Origin of the sequence: Streptomyces sp. NBC_00016, assembly GCF_045040885.1 — a bacterium.
Taxonomy (GTDB): Bacteria; Actinomycetota; Actinomycetes; order Streptomycetales; family Streptomycetaceae; genus Streptomyces; species Streptomyces coriariae.
The window spans coordinates 3,841,098-3,861,030 of sequence record NZ_CP108304.1; the positions used below are offsets into that span (position 1 = coordinate 3,841,098).

15 protein-coding genes and 1 pseudogene are annotated in these 19,933 nt (G+C 70.8%); 13 read left to right on the forward strand and 3 right to left on the reverse strand.

Going from position 1 to position 19,933, the window contains the following annotated elements:
* Positions 1–8: 8 nt before the first annotated feature.
* The gene (locus OG933_RS16840; RefSeq protein ID WP_405627671.1) at positions 9–1,634 is read left to right on the forward strand and encodes an amidohydrolase family protein; all 1,626 of its coding nucleotides are present in this window, start codon (positions 9–11) and stop codon (positions 1,632–1,634) included.
* A 28-nt stretch (positions 1,635–1,662) separates the two neighbouring features.
* On the opposite strand, the gene OG933_RS16845 is transcribed toward OG933_RS16840, so the two are convergent.
* The gene (locus tag OG933_RS16845) at positions 1,663–2,559 is read right to left on the reverse strand and encodes a serine protease (RefSeq protein ID WP_362517231.1); all 897 of its coding nucleotides are present in this window, start codon (positions 2,557–2,559) and stop codon (positions 1,663–1,665) included.
* A 282-nt stretch (positions 2,560–2,841) separates the two neighbouring features.
* Between OG933_RS16845 and OG933_RS16850 the strand changes: the two are divergent.
* From OG933_RS16850 to OG933_RS16860, 3 genes and pseudogenes are all read left to right on the forward strand, one after another.
* Positions 2,842–3,664 (forward strand): annotated as a pseudogene (locus OG933_RS16850) (FAD binding domain-containing protein).
* Between the two features lie 24 nt (positions 3,665–3,688).
* Positions 3,689–6,415 carry a molybdopterin-dependent oxidoreductase gene (locus OG933_RS16855; protein ID WP_405627674.1) on the forward strand — a complete coding sequence of 909 codons (2,727 nt, stop codon included), beginning with the start codon at positions 3,689–3,691 and terminating at the stop codon, positions 6,413–6,415.
* Entirely contained in the window at positions 6,412–7,383 is a 972-nt protein-coding gene (locus tag OG933_RS16860) for an antibiotic biosynthesis monooxygenase (protein ID WP_405627675.1), read from the forward strand. The genes OG933_RS16855 and OG933_RS16860 overlap by 4 nt, the downstream gene beginning before the upstream one ends.
* Positions 7,384–7,443: 60 nt before the next feature.
* Here the strand turns inward: OG933_RS16860 and OG933_RS16865 are convergent, their stop codons facing one another.
* Positions 7,444–8,067 (reverse strand): hypothetical protein, encoded by a 624-nt coding sequence (locus OG933_RS16865; RefSeq protein WP_405627676.1) that lies wholly within the window; start codon positions 8,065–8,067, stop codon positions 7,444–7,446.
* 124 nt (positions 8,068–8,191) lie between these two features.
* Here OG933_RS16865 and OG933_RS16870 point away from each other — a divergent pair, with 124 nt between their 5' ends.
* The 6 genes from OG933_RS16870 to OG933_RS16895 all read left to right on the forward strand — a co-directional run bounded on the left by OG933_RS16870 (position 8,192) and on the right by OG933_RS16895 (position 14,543).
* Positions 8,192–9,403 (forward strand): pyridoxal phosphate-dependent aminotransferase, encoded by a 1,212-nt coding sequence (locus tag OG933_RS16870; RefSeq protein WP_020128071.1) that lies wholly within the window; start codon positions 8,192–8,194, stop codon positions 9,401–9,403.
* A gap of 78 nt (positions 9,404–9,481) precedes the next feature.
* A complete protein-coding gene (locus OG933_RS16875) occupies positions 9,482–9,922 on the forward strand; it encodes a hypothetical protein (RefSeq protein ID WP_362517246.1) in 441 nt (146 codons plus the stop codon).
* A 241-nt stretch (positions 9,923–10,163) separates the two neighbouring features.
* Positions 10,164–11,228 carry a substrate-binding domain-containing protein gene (locus OG933_RS16880; protein ID WP_362517249.1) on the forward strand — a complete coding sequence of 355 codons (1,065 nt, stop codon included), beginning with the start codon at positions 10,164–10,166 and terminating at the stop codon, positions 11,226–11,228.
* A gap of 12 nt (positions 11,229–11,240) precedes the next feature.
* Positions 11,241–12,407 carry a toxic anion resistance protein gene (locus tag OG933_RS16885; protein ID WP_405627678.1) on the forward strand — a complete coding sequence of 389 codons (1,167 nt, stop codon included), beginning with the start codon at positions 11,241–11,243 and terminating at the stop codon, positions 12,405–12,407.
* Positions 12,404–13,939 carry a substrate-binding and vWA domain-containing protein gene (locus OG933_RS16890; protein ID WP_405627680.1) on the forward strand — a complete coding sequence of 512 codons (1,536 nt, stop codon included), beginning with the start codon at positions 12,404–12,406 and terminating at the stop codon, positions 13,937–13,939. Before OG933_RS16885 ends, OG933_RS16890 begins: the two co-directional genes overlap by 4 nt.
* Positions 13,926–14,543, forward strand: coding sequence for a hypothetical protein (locus OG933_RS16895; RefSeq protein ID WP_362517258.1), 618 nt, complete (start codon positions 13,926–13,928; stop codon positions 14,541–14,543). The genes OG933_RS16890 and OG933_RS16895 overlap by 14 nt, the downstream gene beginning before the upstream one ends.
* 163 nt (positions 14,544–14,706) lie before the next feature.
* Here the strand turns inward: OG933_RS16895 and OG933_RS16900 are convergent, their stop codons facing one another.
* Complete coding sequence (locus OG933_RS16900; protein WP_362517261.1) at positions 14,707–16,530, reverse strand: phosphoenolpyruvate carboxykinase (GTP); 1,824 nt, start codon at positions 16,528–16,530, stop codon at positions 14,707–14,709.
* Between the two features lie 313 nt (positions 16,531–16,843).
* Here OG933_RS16900 and OG933_RS16905 point away from each other — a divergent pair, with 313 nt between their 5' ends.
* The 3 genes from OG933_RS16905 to OG933_RS16915 all read left to right on the forward strand — a co-directional run bounded on the left by OG933_RS16905 (position 16,844) and on the right by OG933_RS16915 (position 19,903).
* Positions 16,844–17,557 (forward strand): hemolysin III family protein, encoded by a 714-nt coding sequence (locus OG933_RS16905; protein WP_054242575.1) that lies wholly within the window; start codon positions 16,844–16,846, stop codon positions 17,555–17,557.
* A gap of 125 nt (positions 17,558–17,682) precedes the next feature.
* Positions 17,683–19,269: a DHA2 family efflux MFS transporter permease subunit gene (locus OG933_RS16910; RefSeq protein WP_405627681.1), complete on the forward strand. Its 1,587-nt coding sequence runs from the start codon at positions 17,683–17,685 to the stop codon at positions 19,267–19,269.
* A 4-nt stretch (positions 19,270–19,273) separates the two neighbouring features.
* The gene (locus OG933_RS16915; RefSeq protein WP_362517267.1) at positions 19,274–19,903 is read left to right on the forward strand and encodes a TetR family transcriptional regulator; all 630 of its coding nucleotides are present in this window, start codon (positions 19,274–19,276) and stop codon (positions 19,901–19,903) included.
* The last annotated feature ends 30 nt before the right edge of the window (positions 19,904–19,933 follow it).

The window sequence follows — 19,933 nt, forward strand, 5'->3', positions numbered from 1 at the left end:
GCGGGACCGTGGAAGACCTCGTCATCCGGGACGCGGACGTCGTCGACGGCACCGGAGCGGACTCCTACCGCGCGGACGTGCTGATCGACGACGGCAGGATCGTCTCCATCGTGAAGGAGGCGGCGGCCGCCGGCTGCCAGCGCCCGAAGGCGGTACGGGAACTGGACGCGGAGGGGCTGGTCCTCTCCCCCGGCTTCATCGACATGCACGCCCACAGCGACCTCGCCCTGCTGCGCGACCCCGACCACAGCGCGAAGGCCGCGCAGGGCGTCACCCTCGAAGTCCTCGGCCAGGACGGGCTGTCGTACGCGCCGGTCGACGACCGCACCCTCGAAGGGGTCCGCCGGGCCATCACCGGCTGGAACGGGTACGGCGACGACCTCGACTTCGACTGGCGTTCGGTGGGCGAGTACCTGGACCGCCTCGACCACGGTTTCGAGGGCCGGGGCATCGCCGTCAACGCGGCCTACCTCATCCCCCAGGGCACGGTCCGCGCCCTGGTCGTCGGCTGGGAAGACCGCCCGGCCACCGACCGGGAGCTGGACCGGATGCGCCGGCTGGTCGCGGAGGGGCTGGAACAGGGCGCCGTCGGCCTGTCCTCCGGGCTGACGTACACGCCCGGCATGTACGCGCGAGGCGCCGAACTGACCGAACTGTGCCGGGTGGTGGCCGGGTACGGCGGCTACTACTGCCCCCACCACCGCAGTTACGGGGCCGGCGCGCTCGAGGCGTACGCGGAGATGGTCGAGCTGACCCGCGAGGCGGGCTGCCCGCTGCACCTCGCCCACGCCACCATGAACTTCGGCGTGAACGAGGGCCGTGCCCCGGAGCTCCTGACCCTCCTGGACGAGGCCCTGGCCTCGGGCGAGGACATCACCCTCGACACCTATCCCTACACCCCCGGCTGCACGACTCTCGCGGCCCTGCTGCCCAGTTGGGCGAGCGAGGGCGGCCCGCAGGAGATCCTGCGCCGTCTCGCGGACGACGACACGGCCGCCCGCATCCGCCACGACCTGGAGGTGACCGGCGCGGACGGCTGCCACGGGGTGCCGGTGGACTGGGACACGATCGAGATCTCGGGCGTGGGCGACGAACGGCTGGCGGACCAGGTGGGCCGCACGGTCCACGCGTCGGCGCTCCTGCGCGGCGAGGAGCCCTGGACGACGGCCCGCCGCCTGCTCCTGGAGGACCGGCTGGCGCCCACGATCCTCCAGCACGTGGGCCACGAGGAGAACGTCCGCACGATCATGCGCCACCGCGTCCACACGGGCGGCTCGGACGGCGTCCTGACCGGCGCCAAGCCGCATCCGCGGGCGTACGGCACGTTCCCGCGCTACCTCGGCCACTACGTACGGGAGTCGGGGATCCTGTCCCTGGAGGAGTGCGTGGCCCACCTGACCGGCCGCCCGGCGGCCCGCCTGCGCCTGCCGGACCGGGGCCTGGTCCGCGAGGGCCACCGCGCCGACCTGGTGCTCTTCGATCCGCAGACCGTGGCGGCGGGCTCCACCTACGAAGCCCCGCGCACCCTGCCCACCGGCATCCCCCACGTCCTGATCGACGGCCGCTTCGTCATCGAGGACGGCCGGCGCACGGACGTACTGGCGGGGCGGGCGGTCCGTCGCAGTCCCGTGTGACGGAACGCCGCGCCCGGCGGTCCGAGCCCTACGGCTTGGGCAGGGTGCAGGCGGTCGCGCTCAGGTTGAGCTGGTTGCCGGTCGTGAAGCAGGCCGGGATCAGGTAGGTCTCCTGGGCGTAGTTGATGCCCTGGCGGACGGTGACGTTGCCGCTCGCGTCGACCTCACAGGGGTTGTTCTCCGTGCAGCGCGCGCCGTCCTCGTTGCCGGTGTTGTTGACGGCGACGACCTTGCCGGTGGACTGGTCGATCACCGGCGAGCCGGAGGTGCCGCCGATGGTCTGGCAGGCGGAGGTGTAACGGACCGAGTCCTTCCAGGTCCAGTCACCTTCCTTCAGGCGGTACACGAACCCGTCGATGTTGCAGTTGTAGAGCGTCTTCCAGTAGCCGGACGCCACGGTGATGGCGGTGCCGGCGGTCGGGTGGGTGTCCTGCACGGTCAGCGCGGAAATCCCGTACGAGTTCTTGATCGTGGCGTACGTGCTGGTGAGCTGGTAGATCGAGACGTCCGTGTCGGTCATCGTCCCGTAGGCCAGCTTGCTGGCGCGCAGGGTCGCGACCCGGGTGCCGGCGGAGTTGAGCAGGCCGAAGGTGCGGCTGGAGGCCTGGTTGACGAGCACCTCGCCGGGCTCCGGGAAGCCGGTCGACAGGCAGTGGCCGTTGGAGAGCACCAGCGCCGGGTCGGTGTCCAGGGAGTTGGGGAAGCGGACGACCGAGCCGGAACAGTTGCTGAGCGCGACGGTCCCGGCGAGGTTGACGGCCTGGAGCGTCGGCGCGGCGGCGGCCTTGGTGTCCGCGGAGGCCGAGGCGGCGGAGGCGGCGGAGGCCGTGGCGGGCTTCGCGCTCACCGGCGCGGCGACCGCGGGTGCCGCACCCGCCCCGGCGATGGCCAGGGCGAAGAGCACGGCAACGAGAGGCTTTCTCATGTGGGGGTCCCCTCTTACGACAGGGCGACCGGAGATCTTCCGGCCGCCCGCAGTTTTGTCATGCGCATTGTTAGTGCCGGAGGAGGGGAGAGCAAGGGTCGGCTTTCGGCCAGGCAGCAGCCGGGCAACGGCCAGGCGGCAGGGGGTCGCGCCTGCACGCCGAAGCCCTGCCATCGCGGGGCCGACCCGCCCGGGGATACCCTGGAAAGGACTCTCCGTGCCCATCGCGCCCCGTCGACAGTGCCCGAAGCACGCCCGTCGCCGTGAGGGAGATCGACTCCCATGGACCTCAACACCATCACCGAGATCGTCCGGCGACCGTCCGGCCGGCCCGGCGCAGAGTGGCGCGAAGGTGACGCCTGGCTCGCGGGCGGGAACCTGGCTGTTCTCCGCGGAACAGCCGGATCTGCGCCGCCTGGTCGACCTGACGGCGCTGCACTGGGACCCCTTGGTCCCGAGCGACGCGGGCCTCGAGATCGGCGCCACATGCACCATCCGTGACCTGTACGCCTTCGCGCCGCCCGGTGACTGGATCGCGGGCCCACTCCTCGCGCGCAGCTGCGAGGCGCTGCTGTCCTCGTTCAAGGTCTGGAACTCGGCGACGGTCGGCGGGAACATCTGCCTGGCGCTTCCCGCCGGGCCGATGATCACGCTGACGGTCGCGCTCGAGGCGCGCTACGACCTGTGGGCTCCCGACGGGTCCACGCGCATCGTCGACGCCCTGGAGTTCGTGACCGGGGACCACCAGAACGTGCTCGCTCCCGGCGAGATCCTGAGGCGGGTGGCCATTCCGGCGCGCGCCCTGCGGAAGCGCGCCGTCCACCGCCGCTTCACCCTGACCCGCCTCGGCCGTTCGACGGTGTTCCTGATCGGCACCCGGACCCCCGGTACGGGCGAACTGCTGCTCACCGTCACGGCGGGCACCACACGGCCGGTGCGCATGGCGTTCGACGGCCCGCCCGATGCCCGGACCCTGCGGCAGAGCATCGACGCCGTCCCCGCCGACGTCTGGTTCGCCGATCCCAACGGGACCCCCGGCCATCGTCGCCATCTGACAAGGCACTTCGCCGAGGAGATTCGTCGCGAACTCACGGCTGGGACCTGACAACCCGCACGGCTGGGACCTGACATGACCTACCTCGTGAACGGCAGGAGCTTCCGGGAAGAACCCGAACCCGGCCAGTGCCTGCGCAGCTTCCTGCGCTCGCTCGGCCACCACGGCGTCAAGAAGGGCTGCGACGCCGGTGATTGCGGCGCCTGCACGGTGTGGCTGGACGGCGATCCGGTGCACAGCTGCATCACCCCCGCCTTCCGCGCGGACGGCCGCGAGGTGACCACGATCGAGGGCCTGGGCTCACCCGGCGACCTGCATCCGATGCAACGGCGCTTCCGCGACGCCCCAGGGTTCCAGTGCGGCTTCTGCACCGCTGGGATGATCATGACCTCGGCGGCGTTCACCGACGCCCAGAAGGCGGACCTGCCCCGGGCGCTGAAGGGCAACCTCTGCCGCTGCACCGGCTATCGGGCGATCGAGGACGCGGTGAACGGCGTGGTCGGCGTGGAGAGCGCCGCGCCGGGCAAGGCCGTCGGAAGGAGCGTCGGGGCGCCTGCCGCCGAGGACGTGGTGACCGGCCGCGCCGAGTTCACGATGGACACCCGCCTGGACGGCATGCTGCACCTCAAGGTGCTGCACTCACCGCACGCGCACGCCCGGATCGTCTCGATCGACAAGAGCGCCGCCCTCGCGGTTCCCGGGGTGCGCCGGGTGTACACCTGGCAGGACGTGCCGCGCAGACGCTTCACCACGGCGATCCACACCGACCATCTCGTCGATCCGGACGACACCCGCATCCTGGACGACACGGTCCGCTTCGTCGGCCAACGCGTCGTCGCGGTGCTGGCCGACACCGTCGGGGCGGCGGAGGAGGGCTGCCGCAGGACGGTCGTGGAGTACGAGGTGCTCCCGGCCGTGTTCGAGCCGCTGGAGGCGATGGCGGAGGGGGCACCGCAACTGCACGGCTCGGACGACCCGTTCGTCCGCGATCCCGTCCACAACATCCTGCTCGAACTGCACACGCACATAGGTGATGTGGACGCGGGGTTCGCCGAAGCCGACGTGATCCACGAGGGCACCTACTTCTCGCCCCGCGTGCAGCACGCGCATCTGGAGACCCACGGCTCGATCGCCTGGATGGAGAACGGCCGGCTGAACGTCCGCACCAGCTCGCAGTCGCCGTCGATCGCGAAGGTCAAGCTCGCCTATCTGTTCGCGCTGCGCCCCGACCGGCTCCGGGTGTTCTGCAAGCGCGTCGGTGGCGGCTTCGGCGGCAAGCAGGAGGTGATCTCGGAGGATCTGGCGGCGCTCGCCACCCTGGACACCGGGCGACCCGTCTGCTTCGAGTACACCCGTGAGGAGGAGTTCACCACGGCCTCGCCACGTCACCCGATGACGTTGACGGTCAGGCTCGGCGCGAAGGCGGACGGCACCCTCACGGCGTTCCAGGTCCGCAATGTGTCGAACACGGGCGCCTACGGCAACCACGGTGGCGAGACGCTGTACGCGGGCGGCTCCGCCGTCATGATCTACCGCTGCCCCAACAAGAGGTACGACGCGTTCTCGGTCTACACCAACACCGTGCCGAGCGGGGCGCTGCGCGGCTACGGGATGACCCAGCCGGCGTTCGCCGTGGAGTCGGCGATGGACGAACTGGCGCGCGCGTTGCACATCGATCCGCTCGAGCTGCGACGCCGGAACATCGTGCGGCCGGGTGATCCGCTCGTCGCCCTGCACGACGGCCCCGACGACGTGGCGTTCAGCGAGGACTCCCTCACGAAGTGCATCGACCTGGTGGAGGGCGCGCTGGCCCGGACCGCCGACCGGCCGTCCCCCGGCCCGGAGTGGCTGGTGGGTACCGGCGTCGCGAGTTCGCTGCACGAGACCGCGCCCCCGACCGAGCACGTCTCCGAGGCCTGGGTGACGCTGCGGGACGACCTCGTCTACGAACTGGCCGTCGGGACGGTCGAGTTCGGCGAGGGCACGTCGACCGCGCACGTCCAGATCGCGGCGGGGCAGCTGGGTACGACACCGGCGCGGATCCACCTGGTGCAGTCCGACACCGACCGCACGGGGTTCGACACCGGCGCCTTCGCCAGTGCGGGGCTGTTCGTGTCGGGCAACGCGGTCCTGCGGGCGGCCGACGCGGTACGCGACCGCATCCTCGAATACGCCGCCACGTACACCGGCGTCCACCTCGTGCTGTGCTCGATGGACGACGAGGAGGTGGTCTGCGGGGACCGGCGGGTGCCGCTGGCCGAGCTCGTCGCGTCGGCCCGGGCGCGCGGCATCCGGTTCACCGCCGCCCGCAGGGCCTACGGCTCGCCCCGGAGCGTCACCTCCAACACGCAGGGGTTCCGGATCGCCGTCCACCGGGTGACGGGGGAGATCCGCGTCCTGCACAGCGTCCACGCGGCGGACGCCGCCGTGGTCATCAACCCCGCCCAGGTCCGCGGACAGGTAGAGGGCGGTGTCGCTCAGGGGATCGGATTCGCGCTGACCGAGAACCATCACGTCGACGACGACGGCGTCATGGTGAACCCGAACTTCCGCAACTACCGCATCCCCACCTTCGCCGATGTCCCGCGCACCGAAGTGCTCCTGGTGGCCTCGACGGATTCCGTCGGCCCCCTGCGGTCGAAAGGGATGGCGGAGTGCTGCATCAACCCGGTGGCCCCGGCGCTGGCGAACGCCCTGCATGACGCGACGGGCGTCCGCTTCCGCTCGCTGCCGCTGACTCCGGAGCGGATCTACAGCCGGCTGATCGAGAAGCAGTCGGTGCCGACGGGCCCGGGCTCATGAGCACCGACCAGCACCAGGACGCGGCGGCGACCGCGATCATCGGCCAGAAGGTGCTGTCCAGATTCGAACAGCAATACGAGTCATGGCAACGGAACGTCAACGCCGCCGCCGCCGACTACCCCGGATATCTGGGCGTCGAGGTATCCCGGCCGACGGACCTCCAGCCCGAATGGGTCGTCGTCTACCGGTTCGACTCGGTGGCCCATCTCCAGGCGTGGATCAACAGCGCGACGAGACAGCGCCTCCTGGCGATCGGCGACACGTACCTGGACGGCCCGGGAACGCAGCAGGTCGTCAGCGGCGGCAGCCGGCCGGCGGATCCACTGGTGACGGTCGTGATCACGCACCATGTCGATCCCGCCCATGTGGACGACTTCCTCGCATGGCAGCGGCGTATGAGCCACGAGGAGGGGAAGTTCGAGGGATTCCGCGGGACCGAGCTGTTCCGTCCGGTCGAAGGCGTCCAGGCCGACTGGACCACCATGTACCGGTTCGACAATGCCGAGCATCTCGACGCCTGGCTGACGTCACCGAGGCGGCAGGAGCTGCTCGCCGAGGGCGCGAAGTTCAACGACTTCAGACTGCGCGCGATCGACAACTCGTTCGGCAGCTGGTTCGCCTTCGACGAGAACGGCAAGGAGGCGCCACCGCCCTCGGAGACGAAGACCTCCCTCGCCGTCTGGGTCGGCCTGTACCCGACCGTCGTGCTGCTGACCCTCGCCCTGTCGCCGCTGGGCATGCCGTTCTGGCTCGGGCTGCTCGTGGGCAACCTGCTGTCGAGCTTCCTGATGAGCTTCCTCACCATGCCGCACTACGTGAACCGGTTCCTCGGGCGGTGGCTGCGGCCGCCCCCGGACGAACCGGCGGCGCGGACCAACCTCGTCGGCCTCGGCATCGTCGCCGGGCTGATGGCGTTCTGGGTCGCGGTCTTCTACCTCATCACGACCCAGATCTGGACGCTGCCCTGAGCGATCACGGGCATGCCGGCGGAGCGGGCGGTCCGTCGCGGCCCCGGTGAGCGCCCCGGCCTACCTGCCCCCCTTGTCCCGGCCCCGGCCCTTCCCGGGATTGCCCTTCCCGGACCCGGACCCGGACGCCGAGGCGGAGGGCGAGACGCTCGCCGCCCCGCTCGTGGCGGCTTCGGCCGACGCCTCGGCCGAGGGTGCCTCGGACGCCGTACCCCCCGAGGACGGCACCGGAGCGAGCGAAGCGGACGGGGTCGGCTCCACGGACCCGGCGGAGCCGCTCGCGGCCGAAGCCGGCCCGTCCGACGGGCTCACCGCGTCGTCCGGCGCCGAGCGCGTGTCCCCCTGCCTGCCCCGCTGGTCCCCGCCCTGATCCCCGGAGAAGGACATCCCCGCCACCACCGCGGCCAGCGCCACCGCCCCGACCGCCCCGGCGGCGGCCAGCACGCGGCGCGAAGGCCGGCCGGCCGTCCGGTGCGCGGCGCGCCGACGGTCCGCGCGGCCGCCCGGCTCCCCCTCCGAAGGGCGAACCCGAGGCAGCTCGGCGGTCTCGTCGTAGGCGTTCTCCCACCCATGGGCGGCCGCCGGATCGACGTACCGCTCGTACGCCGCCGGATCGGTCTCGGCGGACGGGTGGTACACGATCGGCCGCACCGGAGGTGCGCCACTCTCACCTGGCCTGAACATGGCGCGGATTGTAGGGACAGGAGTGACTCCTGGGACAGCTACCGGCGATAACGACCCAAACCACCCGTCTCACGTGGCGGGAAACACGCCCCCGGAAGCGTTACCGGGCCGTAAGCTCCCAGACATGCAGGTGATCCAGTCGACCAAGCTCGCCAACGTCTGTTACGAGATCCGGGGCCCGGTTCTCGAAGAGGCGATGCGCCTGGAAGCGGCTGGTCACCGCATCCTCAAGCTGAACACCGGCAACCCTGCCGCCTTCGGCTTCGACTGCCCGCCGGAGATCCTGGAGGACATCCTCCGCAACGTCTCGACGGCACACGGCTACGGCGACGCCAAGGGCCTGCTGGCCGCGCGCAGGGCCGTGGTGATGCACAACCAGACACTCGGCATCGAGACGGACGTCGAGCACGTCTTCATCGGCAACGGCGTGTCCGAGCTGATCGTCATGGCGATGCAGGGGCTGCTGGACGACGGGGACGAGGTCCTCGTACCGGCACCCGACTACCCGCTGTGGACCGCCGCCGTCTCGCTCTCCGGCGGCACCGCCGTGCACTACCGGTGCGACGAGCAGTCGGACTGGATGCCCGACCTCGCCGACGTCGAGCGCAAGATCACCGACCGCACCAAGGCGATCGTCATCATCAACCCGAACAACCCGACGGGCGCGGTGTACGACGAGGCGATGATCCGGGGGCTGACGGACATCGCGCGCCGCCACAACCTCCTGGTCTGCTCGGACGAGATCTACGACAAGATCCTCTACGACGGCGCCACGCACACCCCGACCGCCAAGGTCGCCCCGGACCTGCTCACCCTCACCTTCAACGGCATGTCGAAGGCGTACCGGGTGGCCGGCTACCGGGTCGGCTGGATGGCGATCTCCGGTCCGCGCGCGCACGCCGACTCCTACATCGAGGGTCTGACGATCCTGGCGAACATGCGCCTGTGCGCGAACATGCCGGGGCAGCACGGGGTCGTGGCCGCGCTCAGCGGGCGCCAGACGATCAAGGACCTGGTGCTGCCGGGCGGGCGGCTCAAGGAGCAGGTGGACACGGCGTACGAGCTGCTGACGCAGATCCCGGGCGTGACCTGCGTCCGCCCGAAGGGGGCGCTGTACCTCTTCCCGCGTCTGGATCCCACCGTCTTCAAGATCAAGGACGACCGGCAGATGGTCCTGGACCTGCTGCGCCAGGAGAAGATCATGGTCGTCCAGGGCACCGGTTTCAACTGGCCGGAGCCGGACCACTTCCGGGTCGTCACCCTGCCGACGGCGACGGACCTGCGGGACGCGGTGGGCCGGATCGCCCGCTTCCTGGACGGCTACAGCCAGCCCTAGCGGCGGCTTTATGGACGACTCAACTTTAGACGAGATCTAAGCTAGGATGGTTTCCTGACAGCACAGGAGGCCATCCTCATGTACGAGCCGATCCGCACCCCCGCTTCCCGTGGGTCCGCCCACACCACGATGGCCGGCAAGCCCTCGGACTTCCCCCACCGCTCCCGCGAGGAAGAGCTGGACATCCAGCTCGCGGCACATCTCGCGGCGCTGCTCGCCGTCACCGACGAGCTCCGCGCGGCGGCACCGTCCGCCGACCTGGACACCGCGGCCGCACGGCTCGCGCAGCAGGTGCTCCGGTTGCGGGGCGGGCGGACTCCGGTCCGCGCCACCCTCGCCGCCGACCCGGCGGACCCGCGCCTCGCGGTCCTGCACGAGCGGGCGCACGCCCTGGCGGGCCGCGCCCTCCTCGTCGCCGCGTCCCGCGCGGACACCGCGGCGGCGATCCTGGCGGCCCAGCGCATGGACGCGCACGCGGCCGCCCTCGCGGAGAAGAAGGAACTGAGCACCGCCGGCTGAACCCCCTCACCGGGGCCACCCTCCCGGTGAACCCCTCCCCGGCACCACCCCTGGCCGGGCTCCCCTCCGGGGACCATGAACGGCCCCGGTCCGCGTGCACCCGCAGCGACGCGCGGACCGGGCGCCATTTTTTTCGCCCTGGTCGGAACCTCCCCTTCCTGTTGCGTTCCGGGGCACCCCCTTCACCCCCCGTTCACCCGGACCACCCGGGAACGTGGGGTTCCGCGAGCACGCTCCCCCTGTGAGACGAATCGCAGGAATCGTCCTCGCGGTGCTGCTGATGGCGGGTGTGGTGGTCGCCGTCGTCGCGGGCCGCAGCGATGAGGACAAGGGCACGGCAACGAAGACCGTGCGGATGGTGATCGGGTCGGAGAAGGCGGAGTTCTTCGCCGATCCGGACGTGGTGAAGGCCCTCGCCGCCAAGGGCTACACCGTCGAGGCCGAGACCTCCGGGTCCTGGGCCATGGAGGGGCTGGACCTCAAGGGGTACGACCTCGCCTTCCCCTCCAGCCAGGCGCCCGCCACCGAGCTGGCGGCGAAGTACAAGGTGCGGGGGACCCTCCCGCGCCCCTTCTACTCGCCCCTCGTCGTCGTGGCGCACAGGAACGCCGCCGGGGTGCTCGCGGGCAACGGCCTGGCCACGCTGGACGCCGAACACCGCGGCACGCTGAAGATGGCCCGCTACCTCGACGCGGCCCGCGCCGACCGGACCTGGCAGCAGCTCAAGGGGGCCGGGAAGTACGGGGAGTTGACCGGCACCCTCTACCTGTCCAGCACCGACCCGGAGACCTCCAGCTCGGGCGCCCTCTACCTGGCCGCCGCGTCCTACGTGGACAACGGCGGCAAGGTGGTCGCGAGCGACGCGGAGGTCGAGCGCACGGCGCCCCTGCTGCACCGGCTGGTCAGCGTCCAGGGCGCCCAGCAGTCCAGCACGGACGCGGCCTTCCGGGACTTCGTCAGCGGCGCCGGCAACCCGCTCGTCCTGGTCTACGAGTCGCAGGTCGCCTCCCTCCTGGCGGACGGGCAGCAGCCGGACGACCTGGTGGTGCTCTACCCGGACACCACCGTCAACAGCGACCACACCGCCGTACCGCTCACCGAGAACGGCAGCGCACTCGCCCAACTCCTTTCCACTGACCCGGAGTTGCGGAAGCTGGAGATCCGGCACGGGTTCCGTCCGCAGGGCGTCACCGCCGAGTTCGCCTCGGCCACCACCTACCTCAAGCAGGAACTGACCGGCGTCCGCCAGGCGCCCGTGCCCACCTCCACGGTGCTGCACGAGCTGGCGCGACGGGCGCGCGGATAGGGGGAACAGCACATGACCGACGACAGCACCTTCACCCTCACGCCGCCCGAGGCCGTCGCCGCCGTGCCGCGCGAGAAGGCCGGCGGGCTCGTGCCCGTCGACGACTCCGTAGTCACGGACATGACGGCCAAGGCCGCCGCGTACGTCGAGGGGCTCGCCGCGCTCGACGCCCGCTCGCCCGAGTTCGCCGGCAAGGTCGGCGAGATCACCGCGCTCGGCGCCGGTGAGATGCGCACGGCCGCCGCGCAGTCCAACCGCATGCTGGAGCGGACCATCAGAAGTCTGCCGGACAAGGGCGGGGACGCCCAGTCACAGGTCGCGGGCTCGCTCGTCGAACTCCGGCGCGTGGTCGAGGACCTGGACCCGCGTGACCTGCCGGCGTCCAGGGGACGCAAGTTCCTGTCCCGGCTGCCCGGCGGGAACAAGCTGCGCGACCACGTCGCCAAGTACGCCTCCGCGCAGGGCACGCTCAACCGGATCGTGGGCTCGCTGCGCGGCGGCCAGGACGAACTGCGGCGCGACAACGCCGCGTTGCAGACCGAACGCGTCCGGCTCTGGGAGACGATGGGCAAGCTCCAGGAGTACGTGGTGCTGACCGACGCCCTCGACGCGGCGGTCGGGCAGCGGATCGCCGAGGCCACCGACCCCGGGCGGGCCGACGGCCTGCGCGCCGACGTCCTCTTCCCGGTCCGGCAGAAGCACCAGGACCTGCTCACCCAGCTCGCGGTCTGCGCGCAGGGCTACCTCGCCATGGACGTCGTACGACGCAACAACGACGAGCTGATCAAGGGCGTCGACCGAGCGGCCACGACCACGGTCGCGGCCCTGCGCATCTCCGTGATGCTGGCCTCCGCGCTGGACCACCAGAAGAAGGTCGTCGAACAGGTCAACGCACTGCGCGGCACCACCGAGGACCTCATCCGGGGCAACGCGGAGATGCTGGCGACCCAGAGCGGGGAGATCCAGCGCATCGCCGCCGATCCGGCGGTCGGCGCCGAGACCCTGCGCTCCGCCTTCCAGCAGATCTACCGCACCCTCGACGCCATCGACACCTACAAGGTCCAGGCCACCGAGGCGATGGCGGTGACCGTGGAGAACCTGACGGCCGAACTCCAGCAGGCGAGCAGCTATCTGGACCGCAGCCGCTCGCGGGGCGCCCTGGAAGGCGGGCTCGCATGAGACGTTCCCTCCTGGCCTGTGCGGCCCTCGCCCTCCTGCTGACCGCCTGCTCTGCGCAGAGCGGCGCCGAGGACCCCGACGCGCCCGAGCCGGGCACCCTGCGGATCCTCGCCTCCAGCGAGCTGAGCGACATGGCACCGGTGCTCGAACAGGTCCGCAAGGACACCGGCGTCACGGTCAGGCCGACCTACATGGGCACCCTGGACGCCGTGAACCTGCTGGCGAAGGGCGGCACCGACGGGAAGTACGACGCCCTGTGGCTGTCCTCCGACGACTATCTGCGGCTGCGCCCCGACGCGGCGAAGAAGGTCGTCTCGGAGACGCCGATCATGTCGAGCCCGGTGGCCCTCGGCGTGAAGACCGCCAAGCTCGGCGCCCTCGGCTGGACCGCCGGCCAGGTCACCTGGACGCAGATCGAGCAGGCGGTGCGGGACGGGAAGCTCACCTACGGCATGACCGACCCGGCCCGCTCCAACTCCGGCTTCGCCACGCTGATCTCGGTCGCCTCGGCGCTCTCGGGAGCCCAGTCGGCGCTCACCGACGCGGACGTCACCAAGGCGACGCCGAGGCTGAAGGAGTTCTTCGCGGGACAGCAGCTGACCTCGGGGTCGTCGGGCTGGCTGGCAGCCGCGTACACCCGGCGCGGTGACGTCGACGCGCTGCTCAACTACGAGTCCGTGCTGAAGGGCGTCCCGGGGCTGACCGTGATCCGCCCCACGGACGGTGTCGTCACCGCCGACTACCCGCTCTCCTCCCTCGCCGCGACCGACGCGACGACCCGCAAAGACGTCAAGCGGGTCACCGACGCCCTGCGCACCGAGGACGTCCAGCGGCTGATCACCACCCGGACGCACCGCCGCCCGGTCGTCGCCTCCGTACCGCCCGCGGCCGGCCTCGACACCACCCGCCGGCGCGAACTGCCCTTCCCCGGCAGCCGTTCCGTCGCCGACGGGCTGCTCGACGCCTACGAGAACGAGCTGCGCCGCCCGTCGCGGACCGTGTACGTCCTCGACACCTCCGGCTCGATGGAGGGCGACCGGCTGAGCCGGCTGAAGGACGCCCTCGCCGACCTCACCGGTGACTTCCGCGACCGCGAGGAGGTGACGCTGATGCCGTTCGGGTCGGACGTGAAGAGCGTCGCCACGCATGTGGTCAGCCCCGCCGACCCGCAGACCGGACTGGCCGCGATCCGCGAGGACACCGAGGAACTCACGGCCGACGGCGAGACCGCGATCTACACCTCGCTGGAGAAGGCCTACGACCATCTGGGCACCGACCGGAACACCTTCACCTCCATCGTGCTGATGACGGACGGCGAGAACACCAAGGGCGACGACGCCGACGACTTCGACGCCTTCTACCGGGACGACCTCACCCCGGCCGGAAAGCGGATCCCCGTCTTCCCCATCCTCTTCGGCGACTCCGACCGCTCGGAACTGGAGCACATCGCCGAGCTGACCGGCGGCCGGCTCTTCGACGCGCAGCAGGGCTCGCTGGACGGCGCCTTCGAGGAGATCCGTGGCTACCAGTAGGTTCGTCGGGTACCTGGAGTCCCGCAAGAACATCGCGGGCAGCGCGGCCGGACTGGCCGCACTGGTGCTGACCTTCACGGGGGCGGCGGGCGCGTACTGGCCCGTCGTGGTGGTCGGTCTGTACGGCGCGGGCGCGCTGATCGCCCCGCCGGAGCGGCCGCCGCTGCCCGACTTCCCGGATCCGTCGGCCCAGCTGGACGCGGTGCGCGACGACTTCGAGCGACTCGGCGGGTATCTCGCGGAGATCGAGCTGCCGCCGGCCGCCGCCGGACGTCTCACCGAACTCACCGGCCTGCTGGCCGCGCTGCTGGAGCCCGGCTGGGTCGCCGAGGTCCTCGCCCAGGACCCGGAGGGCGTCCACGCGCTCTCCCGGACCGTACGGCAGGACCTGCCCGAGGCCGTCGACAGCTTCGTACGGACGCGCTGGTGGACGCGGATGGCCCCCGGCCAGGAACCACCGGAGCGGCATCTGGAGCGCCAGCTGGCGCTTCTCCAGGAGGAGGCCGAGCGGCTGACGGCCGGGCTCAGGGAGATCGAGGCGCGCCGCCAGGAGACGCACACGCGGTACCTGCAGGACCGTTCGCCCGACCAGCGCCTCCCATAGGCGAAGGCCTGTCGTCGTCTCCTCGTCGGGGCGGACGGGGAGACGACGACAGGCCCATGGCCACGTACGCCGTTGTACGCGGCTCGCCGCATCGCACCGCGGCCGGCCGTGACGATCACTGGTCAGGGCAATCCCGTGCCGGCCGCGGAGTTCTCGGTGGGCCTCAGCCCAGGCGCTGCACCAGCGCGCGGTACTCGTCCCACAGTTCCTTCGGGGTGTGTTCGCCGAAGGTGTTGAGGTGCTCGGGGACCAGGGAGGCCTCCTCGCGCCAGACCTCCTTGTCCACGGTGAGGAGGAACTCCAGGTCGGAGTCGGCCAGTTCGAGGCCCTTGGTGTCGAGGGCGTCCTTGGTCGGCAGGATGCCGATCGGGGTCTCGACGCCCTCGGCCCTGCCGTCCAGGCGCTCCACGATCCACTTCAGCACGCGGCTGTTCTCGCCGAAGCCGGGCCAGACGAACTTGCCCGCCTCGTTCTTGCGGAACCAGTTGACGTAGTAGATCTTCGGGAGCTTCGACTGGTCCTTGCCCTTGGCGACGTCGACCCAGTGGCCCATGTAGTCGCCCATGTTGTAGCCGCAGAACGGCAGCATGGCGAAGGGGTCACGGCGCAGCTCGCCCACCTTGCCCTCGGCGGCGGCGGTCTTCTCGGAGGCCACGTTGGCGCCGAGGAAGACGCCGTGGTTCCAGTCGAAGGACTCCGTCACCAGCGGGACCGCGGAGGCGCGTCGGCCGCCGAAGAGGATCGCCGAGATCGGCACGCCCCTGGGGTCCTCCCACTCGGGCGCGATGATCGGGCACTGCGCGGCGGGGACGGTGAAGCGGGCGTTGGGGTGGGCGGCGGGGGTGCCGGACTCCGGCGTCCAGTCGTTGCCCTTCCAGTCGGTGAGGTGGGCGGGAGTCTCCTCCGTCATGCCCTCCCACCAGATGTCGTTGTCGTCGGTGAGGGCGACGTTGGTGAAGACCGAGTTGCCCCAGAGGGTCTTCATCGCGTTGGCGTTGGTGTGCTCACCGGTGCCGGGCGCCACGCCGAAGAAGCCGGCCTCGGGGTTGATGGCGTACAGGCGGCCGTCCTCGCCGAACCGCATCCAGGCGATGTCGTCACCGATGGTCTCGACGGTCCAGCCGGAGACGGTGGGTTCCAGCATGGCCAGGTTGGTCTTACCGCAGGCGCTCGGGAAGGCGGCGGCGACGTACTTGGACTCGCCCTGCGGCGGGGTCAGTTTGAGGATCAGCATGTGCTCGGCGAGCCAGCCCTCGTCGCGGGCCATGACGGACGCGATGCGCAGGGCGTAGCACTTCTTGCCGAGCAGGGCGTTGCCGCCGTAGCCGGAGCCGTAGGACCAGATCTCGCGGCTCTCGGGGAAGTGCGAGATGTACTTGGTGCGGTTGCAGGGCCACGGGACGTCGGCCTCGCCCTCGGCCAGCGGCGCTCCGAGCGTGTGCACGGCACGCACGAAGAAGCCGTCGGTGCCGAGTTCGTCCAGCACCGGCTGTCCCATGCGGGTCATGGTGCGCATGGACACGGCGACGTAGGCGGAGTCGGTGATCTCGACGCCGATCGCGGAGAGGTCGGAGCCCAGCGGGCCCATGCAGAAGGGGACGACGTACATCGTGCGGCCGCGCATGGAGCCGCGGAACAGCCCCTTCTCCCCCGAGAAGATCTCCCGCATCTCGGCGGGCGCCTTCCAGTGGTTGGTGGGGCCGGCGTCCTTCTCCTGCTCGGAGCAGATGAAGGTGCGGTCCTCGACGCGGGCGACGTCGGTGGGGTCGGAGGCCGCGTAGTAGGAGTTCGGGCGCTGGACCGGGTCGAGCCTCTTGAAGGTGCCCTTCTCCACGAGCTCGTCGCACAGTCGCTCGTACTCGGCCTCGGATCCGTCACACCAGACCACGTTGTCCGGCTGCGTCAGTTCGGCGATCTCGTTCACCCAGGAGACGAGTTCCTGGTGCTGGGTGGGGATGACGGGGGGAGCCGCGATGTCGCGCGCCACGATTGCTCCTAAATGAGGGATTTTTTGTTTGGAGGCCCCGTGGGGGCTGCGACCCGGATGCTTCGGATGGTGACCTTGGCGCTCATCCGGTGTCGACCGCACTCATTTGATCATCCGATGCTACCGCCCATATGTCCAGAGGGCCTCACAGGTGAGCGGAGTGAGGATGGCCACGTGTAGCGGCGCCGTTTTGCGTCCACATGACGTTCAGCCGACGGCCCCTTGACCCGTCCCCGTGAGACGATGGCCACTCTTGACACCCGGACACGCCGGACCGACACGTAAGTTACGGTTCCGTAGGTACGATTCGCCCATGACTGCGTCCGTCCCCGACGCGCCCACGGACTCGCCGGCCGCCGGCCCCGCGTCCGTCGCGCACTCCCTGTCGGAAGAGATCAAGCCCAAGCTCCGCGGCTGGTTGCACCTCGGCATGTTTCCGGCCGCACTCGTCTCCGGACTGGTCCTCACCGCCCTGGCGGACTCGTCCCGTGGCCGCATCGCCTGCGGAATCTTCGCCCTGACGGCCTGCCTCCTGTTCGGGGTGAGCGCCCTCTACCACCGCGGCAACTGGAGCCCGCGGATGGACGGCGTCCTGCGCAGACTCGACCACGCGAACATCTTCCTGATCATCGCGGGCACCTACACACCGCTCACCCTGCTGCTCCTGCCGGAGTCGAAGGGGCAGTGGCTGCTGTGGAGCATCTGGGCCGCGGCGATCGCGGGCATCGCCTTCCGGGTCTTCTGGGTGGGCGCCCCGCGCTGGCTCTACACCCCCTGCTACATCGCGATGGGCTGGGCGGCCGTCTTCTTCCTGCCGGACTTCATGCGGGCGGGCGGCATCGCCGTCATGGTCCTGGTGATCGTCGGCGGGCTCCTCTACAGCGCGGGCGGCGTGATCTACGGCATCAAGCGCCCCAACCCCTCACCGCGCTGGTTCGGCTTCCACGAGGTCTTCCACTCGCTGACCCTCGCCGCCTTCGTCGTGCACTACGTCGGCATCTCCCTGGTGGCCTACCAGCACGGATAGCGCCCCTTCTCCGCCCCTCCGGGCCACGGCTTCCGAGCCGTGGCCCTTTTTTGCGCGCCGGTTCCCGCATACCGGGAGTCCATAGCATTTGACACGTACCATCTTTTGAGAGCTACTCTCATTTCATGGCTACTGTCACGAACTCTGCTGCGGTGGGGCCCGACCCCCGCCGCTGGTGGGCCCTGGGGGCCCTGGTCGCGAGCATGCTCACGCTCGGCTTCGACACGACGATCCTCAATGTGGCCCTCTCGACGATGGCGGAGCAGCTCGGCGCCGGCACCGGTCAGCAGCAGTGGATGGCGGACGCGTACATCGTCGTCTTCGCGGCGCTGATGCTCCCGGCCGGCCTGCTGGGCGACCGCTTCGGCCGGCGGAACATGCTGATCACCGGGCTGGGGATCTTCCTCGTCGGCTCGCTGGTCGGCGCCCTGGCCGGGGACGTGAACGCGGTGATCGCCGCCCGCGCCGTGATGGGCGTCGGGGCCGCGCTGGTCACGCCGCTCGCGCTGTCGGTGCTGCCCTCGCTGTTCGCGCCCGAAGAGCGCACCAAGGCCGTCGGCATCGTCTCGGCCGGCTCGACGCTGGGCCTGCCGCTCGGGCCGATCATCGGCGGCTGGCTGCTCAACCACTTCTGGTGGGGCTCGGTCTTCCTCATCAACCTCCCGATGGCCGCGCTCGGCATCGCCGCCTGCGTCTTCCTGCTGCCCGAGACCCGCGACCCGGCCTCCCCCAAGGTCGACATCGTCTCCACCGCGCTCACCGCGGCCGGTCTCGGCGCCCTCATCTACGCGATCATCGAGGCGCCCACCCGGGGCTGGGGCGACCCGCTCGTCCTCGCGATGGACGCCACCGCCGTCGTACTGATCACCGCGCTGGTCCTGCGCGAGCGCCGGGCCGCGCGGCCCATGCTCGACATGGGGCTGCTCGCCCACCGCGGCTTCCTGTTCAACACGCTCGCGGCGACGCTTCTCATGTTCGTGCTGTCCGGCCTGCTGTTCGTCCTGCCGCAGTACCTCCAGGCCGTCCTCGGAAACGACGCCCTCGGCACCGGGGTGCGGCTGCTGCCGATGATGGGCGGTCTGATCGTCGCCGCGCGGGCCGCGCAGCCCGTCGTGGTCCGGTTCGGGGCGCGGGCGGTGGTGAGCGCGGGCCTGGTGGTGCTGGCCTTCGCCATGCTGCTGGGCAGCCGGACGACGGTCGACTCCGGCTACGGCTTCACCGCGCTGTGGCTGTCGATCGTCGGGTTCGGCTTCGGCTTCTCGATCGTGCCCGCGATGGCCGGCGCCCTGGGCACCCTGCCCACCGACCGCGCCGGCAGCGGCTCCGGCCTGCTGATGACCCTGCGCCAGGTCGGCGCCGCCATCGGCATCGCGCTGCTCGGCAGCCTGCTCGCGAGCGCCTTCCGCGACCGCCTCGACGTCACCGGTCTGCCCGCGGGGGCCGCCGACACCGCCGGGGACTCGGTGGTAGCCGCCCATGTGATCGCCGAGAAGGCGCACCTGACCGATCTCGCCGCCTCCGCGAACTCCGCCTACGTCCACGGCATGAGCCTGGTGCTGCTGGTGTGCGGCATCGCCGCCCTGGCCTCCGCGCTGCTGGCGGCCGCGTTCCTGCCGGGAACCGCGCAGGTCGACAGGAGCGATGCGGTGGCGGGCGGGGCCGAGGACGCCGGTCCCGGCTTGGTCACCCCCGCGGCCGATGCCCGACAATGAGCCCATGACGGCCGCACGCACCAGCTCTCCCGCCGACCACCCGCAGCCGGGTCTCCGGGAGCGCAAGAAGACCAAGACCCGCGAGGCGATCCGCGCCGCGACCTACGCGCTGGTCAAGGAGCAGGGGTACGACGCCACGACGATCGACCAGATCGCCGAGCGCGCCGAGGTGTCGCCGTCGACCGTCTTCCGCTACTTCCCGACCAAGGAGGACATCGTCCTCACCGACGAGCAGGACCCGATCCTGCTGGCGCTGCTGCGCTCCCGGCCCGCCCGCGAGGCGGTGGCGGACACCATGCGGTACGTGATGCGGGAAGGCGCCCGCATGGGCTTCGACGAGGACCCGGACATGGCCCGGCTGCGCACCCACCTGATGGTCCAGGTTCCGGCGGTGCGCTCGCGGATGATGGAGAGCATGTCGGTCCTCGGCCGCATGCTCTGCGTCGCGATCGGCGAGCGCTCCGGCCGCGACCCCGACAGCCTGGAGGTCCGCGTCTACACGATGTCCCTGCTCGGCGGCCTGATGGAGACGGCCCTGTACTGGGGCGAGCACGGCCACGAGGACGACTTCGGCGCCCTCCTCGACCGCACCCTGGACGTCCTGGAGCACGGCCTGAGCAAGGAAAACAGCTGAGCCCCCACCCCTGGGCCGTGCCATCCTGAC